Source organism: Streptococcus sp. CF8_St5-11 (assembly GCF_024295625.1).
Taxonomy (GTDB): domain Bacteria; phylum Bacillota; class Bacilli; order Lactobacillales; family Streptococcaceae; genus Streptococcus.
Map to the genome: position 1 here is coordinate 772,529 of NZ_JANCOJ010000001.1, position 24,079 is coordinate 796,607.

The 24,079-nt window shown below is 46.3% G+C and carries 16 protein-coding genes; 3 read left to right on the forward strand and 13 right to left on the reverse strand.

Translation table 11 applies throughout. From position 1 onward, the window contains the following. Positions 1 to 129 precede the first annotated feature (129 nt). Together hslO and dusB are read left to right on the forward strand one after the other, a co-directional pair. A complete protein-coding gene (gene hslO, locus NMM13_RS03450) occupies positions 130 to 1,002 on the forward strand; it encodes an Hsp33 family molecular chaperone HslO (RefSeq protein ID WP_254728610.1) in 873 nt (290 codons plus the stop codon). After that, a complete protein-coding gene (gene dusB, locus NMM13_RS03455) occupies positions 989 to 1,966 on the forward strand; it encodes a tRNA dihydrouridine synthase DusB (protein ID WP_003012894.1) in 978 nt (325 codons plus the stop codon). The genes hslO and dusB overlap by 14 nt, the downstream gene beginning before the upstream one ends. 192 nt (positions 1,967 to 2,158) lie before the next feature. Here the strand turns inward: dusB and NMM13_RS03460 are convergent, their stop codons facing one another. The 12 genes from NMM13_RS03460 to NMM13_RS03515 all read right to left on the reverse strand — a co-directional run bounded on the left by NMM13_RS03460 (position 2,159) and on the right by NMM13_RS03515 (position 22,243). Beyond that, positions 2,159 to 2,845, reverse strand: a complete 687-nt coding sequence (locus NMM13_RS03460; RefSeq protein WP_195423757.1) for a YoaK family protein — start codon at positions 2,843 to 2,845, stop codon at positions 2,159 to 2,161. A 129-nt stretch (positions 2,846 to 2,974) separates the two neighbouring features. Continuing rightward, positions 2,975 to 3,751, reverse strand: coding sequence for an NUDIX hydrolase (locus tag NMM13_RS03465; protein WP_254728613.1), 777 nt, complete (start codon positions 3,749 to 3,751; stop codon positions 2,975 to 2,977). Next, positions 3,752 to 4,534 (reverse strand): nicotinamide riboside transporter PnuC, encoded by a 783-nt coding sequence (gene pnuC / locus NMM13_RS03470; RefSeq protein WP_254728615.1) that lies wholly within the window; start codon positions 4,532 to 4,534, stop codon positions 3,752 to 3,754. It lies immediately after the preceding gene. 10 nt (positions 4,535 to 4,544) lie between these two features. Further along, positions 4,545 to 5,606, reverse strand: a complete 1,062-nt coding sequence (locus tag NMM13_RS03475; protein WP_023919820.1) for an AAA family ATPase — start codon at positions 5,604 to 5,606, stop codon at positions 4,545 to 4,547. A 164-nt stretch (positions 5,607 to 5,770) separates the two neighbouring features. After that, on the reverse strand, positions 5,771 to 6,496 hold the full coding sequence (locus NMM13_RS03480; protein WP_023919822.1) for a hypothetical protein: 726 nt from the start codon (positions 6,494 to 6,496) through the stop codon (positions 5,771 to 5,773). 319 nt (positions 6,497 to 6,815) lie between these two features. Next, positions 6,816 to 7,223 (reverse strand): DUF4430 domain-containing protein, encoded by a 408-nt coding sequence (locus NMM13_RS03485; protein ID WP_254728617.1) that lies wholly within the window; start codon positions 7,221 to 7,223, stop codon positions 6,816 to 6,818. Then, positions 7,201 to 7,689: a hypothetical protein gene (locus tag NMM13_RS03490; protein ID WP_003002175.1), complete on the reverse strand. Its 489-nt coding sequence runs from the start codon at positions 7,687 to 7,689 to the stop codon at positions 7,201 to 7,203. Before NMM13_RS03490 ends, NMM13_RS03485 begins: the two co-directional genes overlap by 23 nt. Positions 7,690 to 7,698: 9 nt before the next feature. Next, positions 7,699 to 10,128 (reverse strand): ATP-dependent Clp protease ATP-binding subunit, encoded by a 2,430-nt coding sequence (locus NMM13_RS03495; protein WP_254728619.1) that lies wholly within the window; start codon positions 10,126 to 10,128, stop codon positions 7,699 to 7,701. Then, the gene (locus tag NMM13_RS03500; protein ID WP_021154058.1) at positions 10,129 to 10,593 is read right to left on the reverse strand and encodes a CtsR family transcriptional regulator; all 465 of its coding nucleotides are present in this window, start codon (positions 10,591 to 10,593) and stop codon (positions 10,129 to 10,131) included. A gap of 216 nt (positions 10,594 to 10,809) precedes the next feature. Then, positions 10,810 to 14,520 (reverse strand): alpha-L-fucosidase, encoded by a 3,711-nt coding sequence (locus NMM13_RS03505; RefSeq protein WP_254728621.1) that lies wholly within the window; start codon positions 14,518 to 14,520, stop codon positions 10,810 to 10,812. Positions 14,521 to 14,624: 104 nt separating this feature from the next. After that, positions 14,625 to 21,479: an Ig-like domain-containing protein gene (locus NMM13_RS03510; protein WP_254728623.1), complete on the reverse strand. Its 6,855-nt coding sequence runs from the start codon at positions 21,477 to 21,479 to the stop codon at positions 14,625 to 14,627. Positions 21,480 to 21,721: 242 nt separating this feature from the next. Beyond that, entirely contained in the window at positions 21,722 to 22,243 is a 522-nt protein-coding gene (locus tag NMM13_RS03515; RefSeq protein ID WP_254728625.1) for a DNA starvation/stationary phase protection protein, read from the reverse strand. 168 nt (positions 22,244 to 22,411) lie between these two features. On the opposite strand from NMM13_RS03515, the gene NMM13_RS03520 reads away from it, so the two are divergent. Then, positions 22,412 to 22,882: a small multi-drug export protein gene (locus tag NMM13_RS03520; protein WP_254728662.1), complete on the forward strand. Its 471-nt coding sequence runs from the start codon at positions 22,412 to 22,414 to the stop codon at positions 22,880 to 22,882. Positions 22,883 to 22,958: 76 nt separating this feature from the next. On the opposite strand, the gene tsf is transcribed toward NMM13_RS03520, so the two are convergent. Beyond that, complete coding sequence (tsf, locus tag NMM13_RS03525) at positions 22,959 to 23,999, reverse strand: translation elongation factor Ts (protein WP_003001949.1); 1,041 nt, start codon at positions 23,997 to 23,999, stop codon at positions 22,959 to 22,961. Positions 24,000 to 24,079: the final 80 nt, after the last annotated feature.

The following is a 24,079-nucleotide window of genomic DNA, read 5'->3' on the forward strand; positions in this document are numbered from 1 at the left end:
ACTTGGAAATTGCTTCTTTCTCGAAATAACGTTCGGAATTTTCTTTTCTTCTTGCCCTTCTTCTGAAACGACTGATTTTCGGAATTCTCCTTGTCCCCACTTTGCTTGATTTGTGCTAAAATAGTAGGTATGGACAAAATTATTAAAACTATCTCAGAAAGCGGCGCTTTTCGTGCCTATGTACTAGACAGTACAGAAACCGTACGAACAGCCCAAGAAAAACATCATACACAAGCTAGCTCCACGGTCGCACTTGGCCGTACCCTCATTGCCAGTCAAATCTTGGCGGCAAACGAGAAAGGGGATACTAAAATTACGGTCAAAGTCCTTGGGACTAGCTCACTCGGAGCCATCATCACCGTGGCAGACACCAAGGGAAATGTTAAAGGCTACGTACAAAATCCTGGAGTGGATATCAAGAAGACGGCAACTGGTGAAGTCCTGGTGGGACCATTTGTCGGAAACGGAGAATTCCTGGTCATCACTGACTATGGTACGGGCAATCCTTATAACTCCATGACCCCTCTTGTCACCGGTGAAATCGGAGAAGACCTGGCCTTTTATCTGACGGAAAGCCAACAAACACCTTCTGCAGTTGGACTCAATGTTCTGTTGGATAACGAAGACAAGGTCAAGGTGGCGGGTGGCTTCTTGCTTCAAGTCTTGCCAAATGCCAAGGAAGAAGAAATCGCGCGCTTTGAAAAACGCATCCAAGAAATGCCTGCTATCTCCACACTTTTGGAATCTGAAGACCACATTGAAGCTCTTCTTGCTGCTATCTATGGGGATGAACCTTTCAAACGTCTCTCTGAAGAAGAACTTCGCTTCCAGTGCGACTGCAGCCGTGAGCGTTTCTTGAACGCTTTAGCAAGTCTGCCAGCTAGTGATCTAAAAGAGATGAAAGATGAAGATCACGGTGCAGAGATTACCTGCCAATTCTGCCAAACACACTACCACTTTGACGAAAATGACTTGGAGGAACTCATTCGTGACAAATCTTAATACGCCATTTATGATCGGGGATGTCGAAATCCCTAACCGTACTGTCCTAGCTCCAATGGCCGGAGTGACCAACTCAGCTTTCCGGACCATTGCCAAAGAACTGGGGGCAGGGCTCGTTGTGATGGAAATGGTCTCTGACAAGGGAATCCAGTACAACAATGAAAAGACGCTTCACATGCTCCATATCGATGAAGGAGAAAATCCTGTATCGATCCAACTCTTTGGAAGTGACGAAGATAGCCTCGCACGCGCAGCTGAATTTATCCAAGAAAATACCAAGACCGATATCGTCGATATCAACATGGGTTGCCCGGTGAATAAAATTGTCAAAAACGAGGCTGGTGCCATGTGGCTCAAGGACCCAGACAAGATCTACTCCATCATCAATAAGGTTCAATCCGTCCTTGATATTCCCCTCACTGTTAAAATGCGGACGGGTTGGTCGGACCCTTCCCTAGCAGTTGAAAATGCCCTCGCTGCTGAAGCTGCGGGTGTCTCTGCCCTTGCCATGCACGGACGGACCCGAGAACAAATGTATACAGGTCACGCTGACCTTGAAACCCTTCACAAGGTTGCCCAAGCTCTGACCAAAATTCCATTTATCGCAAACGGAGATATCCGTACGGTTCAAGATGCCAAACAACGGATCGAAGAAGTCGGTGCCGATGCGGTCATGATTGGTCGCGCTGCTATGGGGAATCCTTATCTCTTCAACCAAATCAACCACTACTTTGAAACAGGAGAAATCCTGCCTGATTTGACTTTTGAAGACAAGATGAAGATTGCTTACGAACATTTGAAACGCTTGATCGATCTCAAAGGTGAGCACATTGCCGTTCGTGAATTCCGTGGTCTCGCCCCTCACTACCTCCGTGGTACCTCAGGTGCAGCCAAACTACGTGGCGCCATCTCGCAAGCTAGCACTCTGGCTGAGATTGAAGAACTCTTACAATTAAAAGCATAGAAACACAAAAAGCGAGAGTGGGACAGAAATCGGTAATTCGTTAGAATTCGATTTCGTCGTCCCACCTCCGCACAGTTGAGTAGGGCTGTAAAAGCTGATAAAATCAGCGTAGTAGAGCCCACTCAACCACTGCGTCTTGCTCGACAATCCAAAAACAATTGAGAGGCTAGGACTTTTGTCCCAGCCTCGTTTTTATAGATTATCTGTTTGCAGGCCGAGTTGTTTAACTCTGGCGGTGTAGTAGGTCATGATCAAAAAGAGGTTGGCTGTGATCAGCCAGATGGCCCATTGGTGAATGAAATGCATGAGGATGGCTACGCTAATAGCTCCCGCAATAAAGCTTCCAACGACAATCCCGTAATTCATGGCCTGACGCCGATACTCGTCCAAATCTCCCTTTCCTCGAGTGATTCGGTACAAGGCCGTCAGCATCTTGCGGTAATTGCCGGAAGTCATAAAGATCACGTAAGGGTGGTTTTCAATGAGGCTCCCTGTAAAGGTCAACATCATCATCCCTGTTCCAAAAGCAATAAAGGGAACTTCTACAGGTGGTATGACAGACACCAAGGGAATCAGGAGTGTCACCACAAACAAAGGAATCAACATCTTGGTTCGCCAAAAGGCTGTCTTGCGATATTCTTTGATATGGAGGGCAACCAGAAAGCCGATCGAGAAAAATAAAATCGATGAAAAACGCATGATGGTATTTTCGACACGGGGATCGTGCCAATCAGCGATGAGAAGCAGGAGGTTCCCCGTTTGGGTCGCGACCAAACTCCGGTAGTGCATGTGGCAAAAGACATCGAGGCCCCCTCCGATAAAACCAAGCAGAGCCCCCATCAGTCGTGTATTTTGTGGTAAAATTATTTTTTCTTCCATAGTCTTGTCTCTTTTGATCTCAATTATGTTTATTATACCACTTTGCATACAAGTGGAGCAGGAAAAATCAGAAAAAGCCCTTCCGTTACTATAAGTAAGGGAGGACTGGTAGAATGAACCCCGCTCGATCTACTGTTTTAGGCGATAGGTCTTGCGTGGTTTTTTCTTAGGTACCCGCTTGACACCCACTTCTTCCACGAATTCTCCGAATTTTACGAGGAAGTTATTGCTAACGATGGGACGTCCAGGATTGATCAGATTGACCAATTCGGTTGCTTCATAAACGGTGAAAGGCTCCTCTAACAGATAGAGGAAGGTTGGATTCCAGTCGAGACGTCCCTGAATCCGCTTGATCGATTCTTGAATGATTTGATAGTGGTCAAAGGCAAAATCAGAAGCAGCTAAGGGTTCTCCATCGAGCAAACACTGGGACTTTTTGAAATCGACATCGAGAAAAACGACTTCCTTGGCATCATCACCTGCATGGGCTAAGTCTACTGCTTCTGCTGGCAGATAGACCAGATGGGCGATGGTAATGACCCAGCCTCTGGGGTCCCGCCCAGGGGTGGAAACTGTCAGGAGCTGCTCCACCTTATTCACTGGAAGATCGAGTCCGACTTCTTCTTTGACTTCTCGGATACAGGCATGGGTCGCATCTTCATCCTTGTTTACAAAGCCCCCCACCAAGGCGAGGCGGTGTTGATAAGGGTGGGCCTTGCGGCGAATGGCTAAGAGCTTGAGCTGGCCTTCAACAAAACAGTAAGCCACCATGTCCGCTGTGACACTTGGAGTTTCATAAGTTGGCAGGTCTTGCTCCTTGTACCACTTGAGAAAGTCTGCTTCACTAGCGACCGTCTCAAAATACTCTTTCTCCGTCATTCCTGCTGGAATCAAGAGATTGGTCATTTAGGCCACCTCCTTCTTGAGGGCTTTGGTCCATTGGTACCAGCCCACTAAACTATTGAGCGTGTAAACCCAGTACATCCCTTGAATGTGAAGACTCTGATCCCACCAGAGATAGATACTAAAGACGTTGGTCGCAATCCAGAAGATCCATTGTTCCCGATAAAGACGGGTCATGAGAAGCTGGCCGACCCCATTGGTCGCATCGGTGATACTATCACGGAAAGGACGAGCACTATGGATGCTCTGATAAGCAAAGCCCATACCAATCCAGATCACGGCACTCAAGGCCAAGTAGCGCATCCACTCGATCAAGGTCAATTTCTTGGCTTCAAAATGAGATTCTTCGACCTTTCCTTGATCGTTGATCCGATTGGAAAGCCAGACATAGAGACCGATCGGTTGCATGATGAAGAAATAAAGTGTTGTCAGAACTTCCCCGTAGAAGTTTTTATTGAGGGCTAAAACAAGGTAGATAGCGGAATTCACTGCTCCAAAGAGGTAGTTACTAGCACGCCCTTCGGCAACCAGGATAACACAGACAATGCCTGTCCAAGAGGCAAACAGTCCCAGCCAATCATGCTGTCCTGTACGATTGGTCCATTCTAAGAAGAAGGGAACGCTGGAAAGAAGCAGGAGATAGATCCATTGAAAGGCTGTACGTCCCACAAAAAGGTCCTTCCACAGGAGTTTCATAATATTGACAAAGCCTTGCTTTCTCGCTTCTTGGTGAACATTTCTAAAGTCTTGGCTAAAAGTTGCGAATTTTTGAGATAGGTTTTTCATAAGCTGCTCCTTAGTCGGCTTGGTAAATGGCATCGATCACCTTCTTGGCTTCTTCGTAGTTGCCGAGGTAGTCTGATGCAAGGAAAGTGGTCGGAATGTTTCCTAGGTATTGCTGGCGCAATTGGTCTAGGTAATTTGAAAAGCTGGTGCGGATCTCTTCGTCAGCCATGGTCATGTCTCGGAAACCATCATTGACATAAGAGCCGATCGGCTGTACAAAGAGGATCAAATCCCATTTTTCTTTGGACAAAATACTGACAAAGAGGTTGTCAAAGGTATCGGTCATGCTGGTATCCTGGCCTTCGACTTCCATGTAGTAGTCGTAATAACCCTTGGTTACCAGGGAATTGGTATCGGCGATGACAAGGCCTCGATTGGCACTACTATCGATGAGCTTAGAGGTTTGATCATACTGTCCTAAGAGTAGGTAATAGTAATCTTTTGGCGTGAGCTCATCATCTCGAACATTGTTCTTGATCTGGTATTCACGGGCATACTCAAGACTAACAGGTGCATCGTAAAAGCGAGCCAAGTCCTTTGCAAGGGTCGTTTTCCCGTTGCTGGCGCTCCCCATGATCAAGACTTTTTTCGTGAACTGGCGACGGAAGGGCTGGGCGATGTATTTCCAGTATTTGCTTGGATTTTCCCGGATCATGGTAGCAGAGATCCCGAAGCGACGCTCTTCTAAGTGAACTTCAAACCCTCTAGCTTCCAACTCTTCCTTATAGGCTTTCTCCCCTACATAAAAGATCAACTCTTCTGTCTCTGTTTGATACTGGATGGTGTCTAGGGCTGTTTGTAACCAAGGTTCCCAACCCAAGGGATAACGAGGAAGTTCTGTCTCATCTAACTTATAGACTTGGGTCAACTCATCATTTGAGAAGGCTTCGCGAATATAACGGAAGCGTTTTTGTAAGGTCAATCCCACTTCTTCACCACGGTCCCCTTCATAACCAGATACAATGACACGAACGCGATCACACTGACGCTTGGCCCGCTGGATCAGGTCAATATGCCCTTGATGAAGAGGCGCAAAGGTTCCAAAAACCAGGGCAATTCTTTCTTTTTTCATATGAACTCCTTTTTATAATTTTTTATAAATAGATTTTCTTTATGTTTTTATTATAAACTATATTTTCCATCTGTCAATAGTTTTTTATAAAAAAATATATTTTTCTTCAAATCAACAAAAAAAGATCTGAAAAGAGAAGTTTCTCCTTTCAGATCTTTCGAATTTTATTCACGAGTAAGGGAGTGGCTGACACCATCTTTCAGAACCGTCACACTAGATACAGAGCCATCTTTTCCAACTACGATATCTAGAGTCGCTGCAGACCCATCGCCTGCTGAGAGATTAGCATGGTAATGACCATCATCCAAGGTATAGTTATAAGCACTGATACCATAGGCTACGGGTTGGCCCCCAGGAAGTTGGATGGTCACTTGACCACCTTGGCCAATAGTGACTCCAGTGTCGCGTTTGTCAGACCAATTCCCAGCTGCTGCAGAGAAATCCCCTGCTGCTACAGAATAGACTCCCTTGTATTGGGCATTCTCTGTAGCAGAAGCTTGCTTCTTAGCATGGGCATGGCCGTCTTCTAGACTTGGCAATTTTGCTTTCGCTGGTGTTGCTGGAGTGGCTACTTCTTTTGTTTCTTTTGTTACGGGTGCTGCTGGTGTCGCTTCTTTAGCTGGAGCAGGTGTTTGACTAGCTGCAGCTTGGTTATTTTTGCTACCAACAGTATGACTTTCTTCTGATTTGCTATCAGAGGATGAAGAGGCAATCGGATCTTTACTAGTGATCACTTTTTTCTTAGAAGAAGAACTTGTTTGTTTAACCTGACTGGTCTTTGAACTGCTTGCTTCTGAAGTTTTTTCTTCTTTATTCCCGCCACAGGCTCCTAGGAAAAGACTAGCTGTAAGAGCTAGAGCTGCTAGGGAAATGATTTTTTTGTTTTTCATAACAGAACCTCTATTTGTAACATTTGTAATATTTTGTAACACTATTGTAACACTGTTATATGAGGCTGTCAATAGTTTCTCAAATATTTTTCTAATTTGAAAGAAGTTTTAAATAAGCTCCTAAACTTTAGCAAAAAAGAGGCTGGAACAAAAGTCCTAGCCTCTCAATTATTTTTGGATTGTCGAGCAAGACGCAGTGGTTGAGTGGGCTCTACTACGCTGACTTCATCAGCTTTTACAGCCCTACTCAACTGTGCGGAGGTGGGACGACGAAATCGAATTCTAACGAATTACCGATTTCTGTCCCACTCTCTTCTCATTATTTATACACTTCTTGATAGAATTCGATCTTATCCCCTTTTTTAACGGTGGTTTCAGCAGCTCCTTTTGGAGCCATCTCGCCATTGATCTTGTACATCCAGTAAAGGCCTTTGGCTTTGTCTTGGCTGTAACCGTCAATTGAGGTGATCATGCCATTTTTTTCTTCAATCTTGTAGTTGGCTTTGAGCACTTTCATAAGGTTGCTCTCTTCTGCTACTTTCAAGGTTTTTGATTGCGCTTTTTGACCTTCTGGCGTCACGCTAATCGTAATCAAAATTTCGTTTTTCTTGGCAACTTCTGTGCTAGAAGCTGTTGTTTGATGGTTTGTGCTATGAGACGGAGCGCAACTCGCTAAAAGAAGAGCTGCAAGTAAGGTCATCAAGCTAGAAATGGTTTTTTTCAACATAAAATCTCCTAAAGATTTGATAGATAATGGGATAGAAAATGATCGTCGACAGAGCATGGGCAAGGTTAAAACTAAAACCATTGACCAAAGCATAGGTCCACCAAGGAATATGGTATATCAAGGCATAAACACTATCGATCAAGACCCCATAAGCAAAGGACAGTAGGCCCACAAAAAGGATCTGAAGGACAAAGGGCAACCACTTGTAACTGATGCGCCAAATGAGCATCAAACAGCCAAAGGCAACAATCTGAAAGAACACAATCAAGCTCATCCCCAGGAAAAAGGCGGAGACAAACATAGTGATCATCATCACAAGAAAAGCAAAGCTATACCCTTCAAATATCACCAAGAGAAAAAAGATAGCAGAAATAGGTTGGACATTTGGAAAAGGGGCAAAAGCCTGACGTAGAGCGACACAAAGGGCCGCCAAAAGCGAAATACGGGTTAATCGCTGAAGCGTCATGACGTCCTCCTAGACAATCTCGAACTTGATCGTTCCGGCTGTCGTTCCAACCTTGATGGTTTGCCCTTCTTGGGCTTGGCCTTTCAGCAATAGCTCTGCTAGTTGATCTTCCACTTCGGTCTGCAAAACGCGACGGAGTGGGCGAGCTCCCATTTCTGGATCGTAGCCTTTGGTTGCTAGCAACTTGAGCGCTGAAGGCTGGAATTTGAGGGTCATGCCTTGTTCTGCCAAGGTCGCAATGAGCGGTTTGACCATGACTTTCACCACCTGCTGCATGTCCTCGCTTGAGAGACTATGGAAGACTACCTTTTCATCAATCCGGTTGATAAACTCTGGACGATAGGTCTTCTTCAACTCTTCAAACATGCGTTTTTCCATATTGGCCTGGTCAAAGCGGATATCTTTGGCACCAAAACCAACTGTCTTATCATCCCGAAGAGCTGTTGCTCCCAGGTTTGAGGTCATGATGATAATGGTATTAGAGAAGTCGATCTTCCGGCCTTTGCTATCGGTTAAGACTCCGTCATCTAAGACTTGCAAAAGGACATTGAAAATGTCTGGGTGGGCTTTTTCCACCTCATCAAATAAGAGGACAGAATACGGTTTGTTGCGGACTTTCTCGGTCAACTCGCCCCCTTCTTCGTAGCCCACATAGCCTGGAGGGGCACCGTTGAGGCGGCTAGCGGCGAATTTTTCCATGTACTCACTCATATCAAAACGGATGAGGGCCGATTCATCATCAAATAAAACTTCCGCCAAGGCTTTGGCTAGCTCCGTTTTTCCGACACCGGTAGGTCCTAGGAACATGAAAGAACCGATCGGACGTTTATTGCTACGGATACCCGATTGATTGCGACGAATAGCCCGACTGATACTCGAAACGGCTTGATCTTGACCAATCACGCGCTTGTGCAATTCTGTTTCTAAGTTTAGGTACTTCTTGGCATCAGTTTGGGTCAGTTTTTGAGTTGGAATACCCGATAATTGGCTCAAGGTCACCAAGACATCTTGGTCAGTGACCTCTTTTTTGTAGACAATGGGAGCAACCTCTACTTGTAAGAGCTGGGCTGCTTTCTTCCACTTGCCATCCATCAAAGCCCGGTCCAAGGCGGTCAACTCTTCTTTTACGTGACCGTTGGAATCGCGGTTTTGTACGGTAGCTGCCGCTTCATCCAAGAGATCAATGGCTGAATCTGGTAATTGACGGCTGGTCAAATAGCGGTGGGAATATTTGACAGCTGTTTCGATCGCTTCATCGGTAATGGTCACATGATGGTGGTCCTGGTAGGTCTCTTTCAAGCCTTGGAGAATTTGGATGCTATCTGCAACACTCGGTTCTTCAATGGTGACTTTCGCAAAACGACGAGAGAGAGCCGCGTCTTTTTCGATATGCTTTTGGTACTCATCTTGAGTCGTAGCACCAACTGTGCGCAAGGTTCCTCGTGCCAGGGCTGGTTTTAGAATATTGGCTGCGTCTAAGGTCGAATCAATACCGGATCCTGAGCCCATAATGGTATGCAGTTCATCGATAAAGAGAATCACGTGACCGTCTTCTTCGATGTCCTGGATGATATTGTTCATCCGTTCTTCGAAGTCCCCACGGAAGCGCGTCCCTGCAACGACATTCATGAGATCCAATTCAAGAACACGCATTTGCGCGATTTCAGCTGGAACATTGCCACTAGCGACACGCTGAGCCAGACCTAATGCAAGAGCGGTTTTTCCGACCCCTGCTTCTCCCACCAATACAGGATTGTTCTTGGTCTTGCGGCTGAGGATTTGGATCATGCGTGAAATCTCTGCATCCCGGCCGATCACAGGCTCAAGCTGGCCTGCACGCGCCATTTCTGTCAAATCACGGGTATAATCTTCAAGACCTCCACTGGTGCTTGGGGGCATGCCCATCATATTTCCCATGGTTTGGCGGTTAGGGTTTTGGGCCCGGTAGAGGCTCCGGATGGCTTTGATATCATTCTTGTCCCAGCCTGCCTTGTCTTCTAAATTCTTGCGAAGGGAGGCAATAGGAACTCCCTTGTCTTGCTCTGTAAAGGCAAAGCCGGCAAACTCCATGACTTGGCTCGCCAAGGTCCCACGGTCTGCTAGAAGAGAGAGGAGCACATGCTCTGTTCCCAAGGTCTTGGCATGAAGGACCTGGGCAATCTCTCTTGCGTGCTTCATAATGGCTTCCATCCGATAAGAAAATGGGAAGATTTCATACCGATTGTCGCTTTGAAAAGCTTGGCCTGTAATATGCTCCGCCGCATCCTGAAACTCATCGATCTGCATAGGATAATCGTTAAGTACAGAACCTGCCACGCTATAGGGATTATTGGCCATAGCCGTCAGGAGATGCCAAGTATCTAAGGTATGTCCCTGATAGTGGCCTGCTAGTATTTGGGCCGCTTCTATACTTTCTAACAGTGCTGTTGAATAGTTCATCTAGTCGGTATTTCCTTTTCTATCTACTTGTTGAATGATTTTTTTCAGCATCGTTGCTCGTAGGATGAGAACATCTCGACCTAGGACCTCATCGGAGGTCGTCGCAAGCAAGAGCTGCGTTTCACGTCTTGTCAATAATTTTTCTTCATAGAGCATCTGGAGGATATCATTGAAGACCTGCTGGCTGATGGTTTCTCCAATATTGGCTGCCAAGTCTTGGAGCATCTGATGGTGATCTGAAAACTGGACCTTGCCAATGCGGATATAGCCACCCCCACCGCGTTTGCTCTCTACAATATAGCCTCGACTCTCGGTAAAACGGGTCTTAATGACATAGTTAATCTGACTGGGTACGACCTGAAAGACATCGGCTAACTCACTTCTTTTGAGCTCTGCCATGCCAGCTTGAGCCAGCAAGGCCTTAATATAAGCTTCGATGCTATCAGATGTGTTCTTATTTGCCATGATGCTCCTTTCTGGCTTGTTTTTTTCTAGATGGATGCTCTGCTCTTTGGCCCATAAAAAATGGCCTTGGAGTGTTCCTTCTCATCATTGACCTTATTTGACTATTATACAATTTTTACGGCTGTAAATAAAGCAAAGACTCTATGGAAATAGGAATCTCTTAAGAAGGCAAAAAAAAGAGGCTAGTGAGAACTAACCTCTTATGCGAAGAAGGAGCTACTCTTTGCGACGAGCGAATTTGGCGCCTCCGCCCAAGAAACCTAGACCAAGAAGGCCTAACCAAGCAAAGAAACCACCTTCTTTTGTACCGGTTTGAGGTAGTTTTCCTTCCGATTGTAGAGAAGGACTTTCAACCACTTCTTTTTCCGGATGGTCTGAAGTCAAAACAGAAACTGCTTCTGGGGTTTTCGGTTGCAAGAGAACAGGTCTTCCTTTTTCTTTTTTGTCTTCAGCTTGAGAAAGAGTCATAACTTCTGGTTGCACCTTACTTGGGGTGACAGGAGTGGTTGGAGTCGGCATATCAGCTATCAACGGACTTTTTTCCGCTTCCTTCGTTCCGACTTCTGTGATCTGGTCCTGGGCCTCCACTTCGACAAAGGCATCGACTTCTGTCCGAATTTCTTTGCCTTCTTCTTGTCGAATCTCGATCAATTTCAACCGGCGTCCGACCTTTCCTGCTTGAAGGATCCGGCTTTCGCCCTTGGCCAAGTCCTTGTTCTCACGTGTTTGACTCTCAAATGGAATCTCCTCCGCTTCGATGAGAAGTTCTGGCTTTTCAAGAATCAAATCCCGAATACCTTCTTCTGGCCGTGTCTGCGTCAGGGGTTCATAATTGTGAGCATCTTCTAAGATGGTTTCAAGGGCTTCGACTTGATTAGCTGCAGCAACCAAATCTGGCCGCTCTTGATCCAACAACTGAGTCAAGTCCGTCAATTGTCCTTGAACCGTCGGTTTGAGATCTGCTTTCAAGCGATCGAGAGAAGTAGCCTTGATCTTTTCTACTCCTTCTCTGATGATCTGTTGCAGCTCTTCTTGACTGAGCAACTGGCTATCTTTCCCTGATAGGATAAATTGATCTACCTGGATGGCTCTGGATGACTGAGGGTCATTGAGGGCTGGATCCAGATGCAAGCGTAGCTGGTGGTAGCCTTTTGCTAGGCCTTGCAGATTGACCAAACTCTGGTCGAGCTTGCGTTGATCTCCGTAGCCACTGAAATAATGATCGCCGTCGATCTCATAATCATGGCCACGCCCTTCTTCGAAGGCCATTTCTTTCCCATCCAAAGTGACGCTGTAGAGACCATGACTTGGATCAACCACTCCTCGGACCTCCACGCCTGTGCCCTTAAAGGTAATGGTCACTTCAATGTGTTTCTTGCCTTCCTCATCGGTCACTTGGTTAAAGCTGGACCAAGATTCTGTGCCATTTGAGAAGTCTTTGTTGTCTGTCTCATGATGCCAGCCTTGGCTATAGTGCAGTTTTGGATCTTGGTCATCCACTTCTTTGCGATTTTCTGGCAACTGGTCTTCATTCATCACTTGGACTGTCAGTTCTGGAATAAAGCCGACCAGGCTTCCTTGATCCGGATGCAACAATTTGACCTTAAAGTCATAGACATCGGTCGCTTTCCCTGCAAAATCAAGGGTTGGAACTTGGACTGTTTTTTCCGTCTCTCCATCTGCGAACTCAAGGGTGACGTTGGTATCTTTGTAGACCTTACCATGAACCCCTGTTCCCGGCTCTGTGATCAATTTCAGACTGGCACTTCCTTTAGAGCCACCTTTTCTCTTGACGACGACTTGCGCTGGGTCGCCTTTTTTAACAGCTAGGGTTGGCTGAGCAAACTCAAAGAGACCCTTTTCTTGGTTATTGAGGGCATAAATCCCTTCCGTTGCGATCGCATCTCCCTTGCTATTGACCAAGGTCAAGGTGTGAGATCCTGCTGCCAAATCCGATGTTTCATAGACCTTTTGGCTGCGTTTGCGGCTTGGACTTTGGGTATTGACGGTCGCTAGCTTTTGGCCATCGACATAGACATCCATTTCCCCATGACCAGGGTCGACAGTTGCGACGACATAGGCCTTGGTGCCTTCAAATTGATAGGTCACCGAAGCTCCCTTTTCTTTGGTCCACATAGAGGTGCCTCGAACGCCTTCTCCCTCTTCATTCCACTGGCCATTGGACCGCTCTGCTGTCCGGTCGGAATGATAAGTCAAACCAAGCGGATAGCCATCGGTTTCTTCAATGCTGGCTGGTGTCTTATAGACAGAGACACCGTTCAAGATTGGAGTGGCTTGGGCATCAGTGATGGACACCCGAATATAGCGACTATCAACTGGTTGCCCTTTGATTAATCGGCGGTATCCCACAGTTGAGCCAGCTCCATAAGGAACCCATTGCCCATTCACTGCCACATCAATGGTGAAGCCAGAAATCCGTTGGCCTTTCTCGATGGTTTCTTTGAGCTCTACCACATCAAAGTGTTGCTCTTTTCCAAGATCAAGGACAAAAGAGCCGGTTTTGGCATCATCTGCAGGTGCCCAACTGGTCTTTTCATCGCCATCTGTCAAATGGCTGGCCTTGTAGAGAGGATTGCGCCGTGTCGAGTCAGCTTCTACCAAAGCTCCTGCCGCATAGTTCACACTGTAGAGTTGGTCCAAGGTCTGGCGGAATTCTTTCAAACGGGCCACATCGGCCTCCGCAAATTTTCCGTCTTGATTGGGTGGAATATTAAGCAGAAGCGGGGTGCCACGGCCGACCGATTTGAAGTAAATGTCCATCAATTCGCGCAAGGACTTAGGCTCTTGGTTGTCATGGTAGAACCAGCCTGAGCGAATAGAAACATCGGCTTCTCCCACTGAGTATTGCTTCCCTTCCGGATCCCCGTGATTGAGGTAGCTATTAGATGGATTGTTGCGGATCTTATCTGGATTAACCTTTTGCCAAACCGGATCTCCGGCAATCCCCTTTTCATTTCCAATCCAACGAACATTGGTCGGCTCAGCTGAGAAGATAGCTATATCCCCTTGGGCCTTGCGAATGGCTTCAAACCACTTGTCAAAGGTATAGGTGACCTTTTGAGCCCCATCGCCACGCGCACCATCCATCCAGACTTCTACGAACTTGCCTTTGTTTCCATATTTAGGATCTTCAAGGATTTCTTTGAGCTGGTTGAGGTAGTATTCATTGTATTGGTCCTCTGTATCCATATGGTAGAGAGGGCTGTGAGCATCCCAAGGTGAGAGATAGACCCCCATGTCCATGTCATACTTGCTGGCAGAAGCAGAAACCTCGGCTAGAACATCGCCTTTTCCATCTTTCCAACCACTTTTGGCAATGGTATGGTCAGTGTATTTGGATGGGTACAAGAGGAAGCCATCGTGGTGCTTGACGACCATGATCGTCCGTTTAAAGCCTGCATCCTTCAGGGTTTTGATCCACTGATCGGTATCCAGATGCTCTGGATAGAAATAATAAGGATCTTCTTGCCCATCTCCCCACTCACGATCGTAGTAAGTATTCATCCCAAAGTGGATGAAAGCCGCTAGTTCTTCGCGGTGGTATTGCATCTGAGCCTTGCTTGGAAGTGGTCCGTAATCCGCAATCTCAGTCTCCTCATCTAGAGAAGTGGCTGGTTGAGTGGCTTCTGTCCCTTGGCTGGCTGTGCGATTTTCTTTCTCGCTAGTAACTGCTGAGGGCTGTTCTGATTCTTCTTGGTGCTCGTTCACAGTTTTCTCCTCCTTTCCTTGATCTCCTGCATCGCTCGTTTCAACCCGTTCTTCACGCGGTTCACTATTCTCAGCTTGTTCCTCTGCGTAACTGGTAGTAGCTCCTAAAAAACAAGTCGCTACGACTACCGAGCAGACGCCTACCGAGAGTTTACGAATGCCAAATCGATTTCTCTGATCAACTAATCTTTTTCCCATATTCCATTCCTTTATGTCACCAGGTAAAGAGGGTGGGGCTTCCCCATCCTCCTTCTTTTTACCTGTGAACTTTTCACCGTTTTTTGCTAGTTTCTCTAGCTGTTTTACTTGGCCTTATTGGCTCTTTTTTTCTGATCGTCCAGCACAGCACTGGCAAGGCCTGCCGCTAGGATTCCAGCAACGAGGCTTGCGACGCTTTCTTCCGTTCCTGTATTTGGTAATCTACCTTCGGAAACTGGAGCAGCTGAAACTGCTGGTGTTTGAGTTTCTTTCTCGACTTCCTTCCCTGCTGCATCTATCCCTTCCTGGCGCACCGCTTTGACCTCAAGAGATGCTTGAGGAGTTGCGATAGCTACTGGTCCTTCTGAAACATGAGGGCGCTCTAGGTTCGGAAGCGGTTGTGGTTCTGGTTGTGGTTCTGGTTGTGGTTGTGGCTCTGGTTGCGGTTGCGGCTCTGGTTGCGGTTGCGGCTGTGGCTCTGGTTGTGGAGTATCTGGAAGTACTTCTTTCGTGCCCACCTCTGTGATTTCTGCCACTGGATCTAGTTCTACAAAGGCATCTAGTTCCTTCCGGCTTTCCACACCATTTTCTTGAGAAACTTCCACCAAGCGCAATTTGCGGCCTTTTTGACCTTCTTGAACCACACGTTTCTCACCTTTTGGAAGATCCGCATTTGGACGTTCTAAGCGTTCAAAGTCCATCTCTTCTGGCTCAATCACCAACTCTGGCTTGGTATGAACCAGATTCTTAACTCCTTCTTCAGGAATGGCTGAGCCTGTAGGTGCTTTTGCGGAGAGAGAAAGTTGATATACTTTTTCGACCTTGCCATCTTCTGAGACAACCTTGACAAGAACAGGAGCATTGGCGCTTTTAGCATCCACGACCGTAACGGCTGTTCCATTCTTGCCTTGTGCGGAAACGATTGGACGGTCTCCCTCATACTCTAGATGATAATCTGTCACATCTGGTTTAAAACCTTCTAGGTCTTTACCATTCACTTGGATGGTGACATCAGTTGTTGCCCGAGCTTCTTCCGTTGGTGCATAGGCACTCAGTTCAATAATTCCAATCCCTTTTAGATTCTCATTTCGAACCATTCTTAAGCGGATCGCTTTGGTTCTTGTTTCATTGAAGCTAAGGTTGGAGATATAGCCCGGTTCAAAGTCATAATCCAAGCTATAAGGAATTTCTTCCCAGTTAGAGGCCTGGTTAAATGGATGATCTGGAAGATTCTTCAGATTGCCATAATCATCCGGAACATCAAAGTCTGGACCAATGTAGCGTTCAAGAACAGTTTTCGTTGGCAGACCTGTTTCCTGATCTGCAAAGAAGTCGACCGCTACTTTATTGACCAAACGCTCTGTTACTTGACCATTTTTCTTGAAGATAAGACCAGCAAATACTTCAGTTTGATCCGGTTCTCTCTTCCAGTTGGTCCAGCGATAGTACTCGTTGTAGCCACCATCATTGATGTAATCGATATAGTCGATTTGATTTGGATCGAGATCATTGGTTTCACTAGCAAATGCCCTGGTATCTTCTGCATTGTAGTCACGGTTCACAGAGAGGTTTTCTCCTGTCTTTTCTGATACCCGGACGGTCAGCTGAGCTGTCAGATCATAGCCAATGACTTTTCCTTCCAGCGTGAAGCTGCCTTCGTGAGAAAGCGCATCAGCTGGTAGAGGCTTCCAGTCCACCGTCAGTTCCTTGCGTTCATAGCCTGTATCCCCTTGGAAGTAGACACCTACGGTAGATGGTAGAACCAGATCTTGACCAATTTTCACAAAACGGCTACCTGCTTCCACTGCTACTGGGGCAGCTTGTTTCAGTTTTTCTGCATCACTTGTGAGATGGAGGCGATATTCTTGTAAGATGGTACCATCTTCCGCTTTATGGATGACACGGATTGGCTCCCCTTCATGGACACTTGGCACAACCGTTGCAAGACCGTGATGGCTGGCTGTCGCTTCCACTTGTGGATAAGCCCGATCACGCGCATCGATGTAGTAATCGGTCACACTTGGGTTGACACCTGGCAAGACATCGCCATTAACACGAATGGTCAACTGGCTCTTCTCTTCTGCCGCAACCTTATTGGCAAATATCTGAATCTCTGAAATAGAGCTTCCACGCTTGCCTTCTGGCGTCTTCATACGGATACGAACAGCATAGGTGTCGACTTTATCAAAACTGAAATGATTCATCTTACCAGCTGCTACCGGTTCTTCAACGGTTAGGTTGCTAACTTCTTTCCAGTTGGCTGGATTGTTAAATGGATGGTCTGTTTCGTCTTTGACACGATTTGGATTGCTTGGAACCGTTGGGATTTGTTCCCCTGTATAGTACTCAATCACATATTCACTTGGAGCCCCAACACCGTGGTCTTCGTGGAAACCAACATGGAGGTTATCCACTGCTCGCTTGGTCAAGATACCAGAATCCCCAAACAAGATCCCAACCGAATCTTCCGCATTGTTACGACCCCAGTTGGTCCAACGGTTAGCTGGAGCATCGGTAAAGGAGATGACCTTGTCATTGACCTTAGCAACTGGATCTGCATCGTTAGAGTCACTTGCAAAAGCGAGTGGCAAGACTGATCCTGTCCATTGCTCTGCTACGTTGGCCCCCTTGACTGTGTTTGCGGAAACACGAATATGAAGACGTGTTGGAAGATCCGTTCCTTCTACACGACCGGCTAGGACAACTTCTCCTTCTTTGGCCAAGAGTTGCGGATCGACCGCATCCCAGGCCACCTTAGCAGTATAGGTCTTACCATTAGAGTGATAGGTCCGCACGCTTTCTGGAAGGGCTGGTTTTTCTCCGACTGGAGTGGTAGTGCTGACTTCTTCTACAGCGATAATGCCTTCAACCGTCACTTGAGCTTGGGCTTCTTTTTCCACACCCTCTACATGACCGGTGACTGTAAAGCTATGGTAATCCTTGACTTGATCTGCGGTTACAGCATCCCAGGTCACGCGTTTTTCTTTAGGGAATCCCTTATCATACTCGACCAAGACGGTCTCTGGAAGAGCTGGCAAAATGTTTCGATCTGTACTAATCCGTACAGGACGCACCTTGACAACCGTCTTTTCTTCAGGATTTGGTGTGATGGTAAAGCTGACTTCTCCCGTTTGTCCTTGGAAGTTGGCTTCTAAATGAACCAATCCTGCTTCTCGCAATTCCAAACCTTTATTGGTTGCGACGGCTTTTCCTTGGCTACCAGCTCTTGTCTTCACATCGATTTGATCTGCTTTGAGACTTGCCTGGCTACCATCTTGGTAATGGGCAATGACTTCAAGTGGTACCGTTTGGTCTTCCTTGAGTTCCTGTCCTTCTGGCAGACGCAATTCTAGGCGCTGGATCTGCGGACTTTCTTCTTGGAATTGAACTACATAGGTCTGTACAGCTCCCGTATCCTTAGCAGTCACAAAAATTTGAGCCTTCAAACCATTTTCACGATTAGCTTGTAGGACCGTCACTTGAGCATTTTCTGCACTTGCTGTGACTTGACCTGGCTCTTGACCATAAGCGAGGGAACGGAAAATGGTATGGTTGCCACTACCAAATTTTGGAAGAGCTACTCCATCTAGCTGAACCGTTGGTTTCTTAGCCTTGGTTACATCTCCTCCTGCAACCACTAGTGTCGCTTGGACCGTTTCCCCATTGCCTAGGAGTCCTGTCGCCTTCAAGCGTGCTCCCGGTGTAGACAATTGATCTTCTTGACCAGCTTCCAAGGTCCATTGATCGACCTCATAGTGGGCAGTGGTCCCATCAGTGAAGACTAATTGCACAGCCTTATCCACTGTTGCTAGATCTGCTCCCTGTGGGATTTGTTTGATGACTGGAAGGACTTGTTCCACGCCGATCACATCGACCAGAGCTTCGACCGTGCGTCCTTGAACATGACCTGTCACACGGACTTGGCCAGCACGGCTATAGTCTGCCGCATCCCATTCAACAGCTTCTTCTTGGGCCTTGCCATCACTATAGACCACATTGACCTTACTTGGCAAGGTTGGTTTTTCTCCTAGATAAGCACTTTGTCGAACAGGTTCCACACCTAATACAGTGCGTTCTGCTTGGTCCTTCTTACCTGTAAAGAGGCTGACCTGGTCTGATTGCAAGCGATCTGAGTCTGCATACAGAGTAAAGGCACCTGCCTGCTCAGTTGATTTGACAATCACAACCCCTTTGCCGTTAAAGGCTTTGCGTTGCCATGAGCCATCTTCCTGCGCTTTGTAGCGTTCACGGCTGGCTTGTTCCCCATTATCGACACCGACAATTTGGCCTTGTCCATGCAAATGGAAATGTACCAAATTATTGGCAGTTGGTACGACACGACCTTCTTCATCGACGATTTCGTAGGTAATATAGGTCAAATCTTTGCCGTCCGCTGCAATCGCGTGTTCTTCTTTCAACAAACGGACACCCGCAGGCTTGCCGGCTGTTTCGACTTGATCTTTCGCAATCACTTCTCCCGCTTCGTTGCGCGCAATAGCTTCTACTTTACCTGGTACATAAGGGACCAACCACTCTAGATAGAGTTCATCCGGATTTGCCCCTTCTTGGTAGGTCCGGCCATCAGCTGTGGTCTTCTTGGTAAAGGTCTTGACTCCTTGTGATTCCCCATTGACAATCAATTCCACACTGTGGGCATTAGAGAAGGTCCGAACAGGAATCCGGCCTTCTTCGTCCATGACACGATTGGCTAATTCTGGATTGTCCCAGTTCCAATGTGGCAAGAGATGGACCATCGGATGTTTCTCTGCCGATACCCATTGACTTTGGTAAAGGTAAAAATCATTCTTTGGAAGGCCGGCAGTATCCACGATACCGAAATAAGAACTTTTCACAGGTGTGTCATTTTGGTTGTGCCATGGTGTTGGCTCACCGATATAATCAGTACCGGTCCAGATAAATTGTCCTGCATAACCGGCATGATCACGGTCAAAGGTCCAAGAGGCGGTTGCTGTCCGACCCCAACCAACCCGGTCATTGCCGTAGTCTGATTGTTCATAGTGGCGGTCTTCTTGGTTGCTGCCGACCCATTCTCTTTCAGGATGATAGTATGAGCCCCGTGTCCGCGTTGCAGAAGAGGTTTCCGAACCATAAATGAGCCAGTTTGGATGTTTGGCCCGTAAGCTTTCATAGTTGGCCTCTGAATAGTTAAATCCAACCGCATCGAGCTCTGCTGCTACCTTTTCATGGCCTCCTGAGCCATCACCAAAGCGGAATTTATCAGCTCCCATGGTGACATAACGGGTTGCATCCACGTCCTTGATGGTCTTGACCAACCGACGAACAGTTGCGACAGATTTGTCTGAACCATCTGCTTCACCGACTTCGTTACCGATTGACCACATGACAATGGCTGGATTGTTCTTGCCCCGCTCTACCATGGTTCGTAGATCGTAATCGGACCAAGTATCCCCCTTACGAGCTTCTGGGTGAGTGGCATCTTTTTCAAAGAAACGACCATAATCGTATTGTTTCTTACCACCATACCAGGTATCAAAGGCTTCTTCTTGGACCATCAAGCCCAACTCAGCAGCAATTTTTAAGGTTTGTTCACTGGCTGGGTTGTGGGTCGTCCGAATCGCATTGACCCCCATGTCTTTCATCTGTTTGAGACGACGGTATTCAGCCTTGTAATTTTCCTCAGCTCCAAGAGCCCCGTGGTCATGGTGAAGGGATACTCCGTGGAATTTCGTCGCCACCCCATTGAGGAAGAAGCCACCTTCTGGCGTCCAGTTGAGATAGCGATAACCAAAGCGTTCCTTTTGCACATCGACCAACTGCGAATCCCGATAAACCCGCGTATACAAGGTATAGAGAGCTGGATGATCCGTTTTCACATCCCAGAGGGTTGGTTTTTCAACATGGAGGGTTTGAGATAGATTGATCTCTTGACCTGCTAGAACAGCTTGTGCTTCACTGCGCGTTTTTTCGCTCACCACTTGGCCATTTTGATCGACAATTTCATATTCCGCATAAATACTATGAGCTTGATCATCTTGGTTGACAATGCGGCTCTTCACCACTGTATCTACTGCCCCATTTTTCTGTTTTTCCAACTGAGGGGTCGTAATCGTTGTCCCATACTGCGCTAAATGAACCTTGTCCGTTACACTCAGCTTAACATCTCGGTAAATCCCACTACCAGAATACCAACGGCTACTTGGTTGTTGATTGACCACATGAACGGCGATGGTATTCTCGCTTCCATCCGCATTCAAATAAGGAGTAATATCATAAGAAAAGGCATTGTAGCCATTTGGATAATGACCAACGAATTGTCCGTTTACATAGACTTTGGAATCCATATAAACCCCGCCAAATTCCAAGCGGACCTTCTTATCTAGATCCTTGTCGTCCAAACGGAAAGTCTTACGATACCAAGCATCCCCTCCGTTTAATTGTCCCCCTTCATTTTGAGCAGGAGAGTTGTGATCGAAATCAAAGAAAATAGACCAGTCATGAGGAAGATCTAATTTTTTCCAATCCTTGACATCCACTTGACGCCCTTCTGCACCAGGAGCCGCATTTAATTTAAAATACCAATCTTTATTAAAATCACGTTCTCGATCTTGCACAATATCCTCCGCTACACGATTTTGATCTGGAGCAGCTGTTGCTTCCGTTCCTGTAGCACGCTCAGATGAAGTAGAAACAGGCTGGCCTTCGCCTTGAGGCGCTGGCTTTTCCTCAGCTCTGGTAGGGGTGATGACAGCTGGAGCTTCTGAAACCCTTGCACCAGCTCCAGGAACTTCCGCTTCTGAATTTTCCGTCACAACACTTGGTGTCTCAATCGAAGTCGGTTCACTTTCGAGGGCTGGCTTTTCTTCCGCATGGACCCTTGAAAGACCCAAGGCAGAAAGCCCAATCACAACAGAACAAGCTCCAACTGAGAGCTTACGAATACTAAAAACAGGACGCTTTTCAAAAAAAGACTTTCCCATAAAAACCTCCTCTAAAGACTTTCCCATAAAAACCTCCTCTTAGGATTAACTATTGAATTTGTAAGCGCTTTCTTATATCTGCGAACGCTTACAGAAAATCACATATTAACTATACCAAAAAAATAGGAGGAATAGACCTCGATTTCGCTCCAACTATAGTTAGATTAAGAATTCCTTTAATTAGTGGAAATCTCCTACAAACCAAAAAAATAGAAGCCCACGGCTTCTATTTTTTTATGATCTTATAATCCTGGTTCTTGACCAAGTTCAGCAGCCACCATCCAAATGTTCTTTTCAAGTTCTGCTTTAGCCCCAACAAAGATATCGTTGGTTACATCGTCGCCTTCAGCATCGGTAACATCCAAAGCTTTTTGGTAAAGGCCATCAAGGTAATGGAAGATTTCAAGAACACGTGTCAAGCTTTCTTCTACATTTTTTGTAAATGTTCCACGGCGTTCTTCAATATTGCTGTGTTCCAAAAATTCAGTCATGCTAGAATATGGCGCACCACCAAGAGTGATCAAGCGTTCGCTCACTTCATCTAAGGTTGCATCCAAGCTGTCCATGTATTCGTCCATTTTTGGATGCCAAACCATAAAGCCACGTCCACGCATGTACCAGTGTACTTGGTGAAGGGCAATGTGAGCGACGTAGAGGTCTGCTACCACTTGGTTCAAGATGGCTTTTGTTTCTGGAAGACTTTCTTTATTAGAAGGTGCAAAAGTTGCTACATCAGTAGCTGCTTCATGTTTCATAGTTGTCATATCGTTTCTCCTTTTTATAATGATTCTAATTAACTATGTCTTTATTATATCCTTCCTCCATCAGAAAGTCAAGATAAAAGATTTAAAAAGATCATTCCAAAGTTGGAATAGTTGTCAATTGAAGGAAGATACGATAGAATGAAGAAGACTAATCGAAAGGCACAACCAATGAAATATATCCTTACCTTCCTGATCTCCATGGTTCCCCTCGTTGAATTGCGAGGAGCCATCCCTTTTGCCATTGCAAATGGTATTCCCTTATGGACAGCGCTCCTGATCGGAGTAATCGGAAATCTTCTCCCTGTCCCTCTGATCTTCTTCTTCGCCCGCCATATCCTCACCTGGGGGGCAAAAAAACCGATCATCGGAGGCTTTTTTAGCTGGTGTCTCAATAAGGGCCATAGAGGCGGACAAAAATTAGAAAAAGCCGCAGGAGACAAGGGAATCTTCTGGGCCTTATTGCTCTTTGTGGGAATCCCTCTTCCGGGAACTGGTGCCTGGACTGGTGCCCTTGCAGCTTCTATCCTTGACTGGGACTTCAAACGCAGTAGCCTCGCAGTCATGCTCGGAGTGATCCTAGCCGGCCTCATCATGGGGACCCTGTCCCTGCTTCTAGGAATCGATACCTTCGCACATTAAACAAAAGACTGAAGCAACGGCTTCAGTTTTTGCATACAAAAAAGAGGTTTCCTTCGAAACCTCTTTTTGTTTATTCTTAGTTGTTAAGAGCTGCTGCCATTGTAGCTGCAACTTCTGCTTCAAAGTCATTTGAAGCTTTTTCAATACCTTCACCAACTTCAAAACGAACGAATTCGATAACTGAAGCATTTACTGATTCAAGGTAAGCTTCAACTGTCTTGCTGTCATCCATGATGTAGACTTGTGCAAGAAGAGTGTAGGCTTGGTCAACTTTTGTGTTGTCCAAGAAGAAGCGATCCATTTTACCTGGGATGATTTTATCCCAGATTTTTTCTGGTTTACCTTCAGCTGCCAATTCAGCTTTGATATCTTCTTCAGCTTGAGCAACCACTTCGTCAGTCAATTGTGCTTTTGAACCGAATTTCAAGTGTGGAAGAGCTGGTTTACCAACCATTGCACGGCTTTCGTTATCTTGGTCGATGACGTGGTTCAATTGTGCCAATTCATCTTTCACGAATTGTTCATCCAATTCTTTGTATGAAAGAACAGTTGGTTTCATTGCAGCGATGTGCATTGAAATTTGTTTAGCAAGTGCTTCGTCTCCACCTTCGATCACAGAGATAACACCGATACGTCCACCGTTGTGTTGGTAAGCACCGAAGTGTTGTGCATCTGTTTTTTCAAGCAAAGCAAAACGACGGAATGAAATTTTTTCACCGATTGTAGCTGTTGCAGATACGTATGCAGCTTCAAGAGTTTCGCCTGAAGGCATTGTCAAAGCAAGAGCTTCTTCGTTGTTAGCTGGTTTACCTTCAGCGATGACTTTCGCTGTTGCGTTTACCAATTCAACGAATTGAGCGTTTTTCGCAACGAAGTCAGTTTCAGCGTTTACTTCAACTACTGCTGCAACGTTACCATTGACATAAACACCAGTCAAACCTTCAGCGGCAACACGGTCAGCTTTCTTAGCTGCTTTAGCCATACCTTTTTCGCGAAGCAATTCGATCGCTTTTTCGATATCACCTTCAACTTCAACCAATGCCTTTTTAGCGTCCATGACACCGGCACCAGATTTTTCACGCAATTCTTTTACAAGCTTAGCTGTAATTTCTGCCATTTTTGTTCTCCTATATTTTTTAATAAAATAAGAGGGTCGGGCTGAGCCCTGCCCTCTTAGGTTCGTTACTTATTGAATGA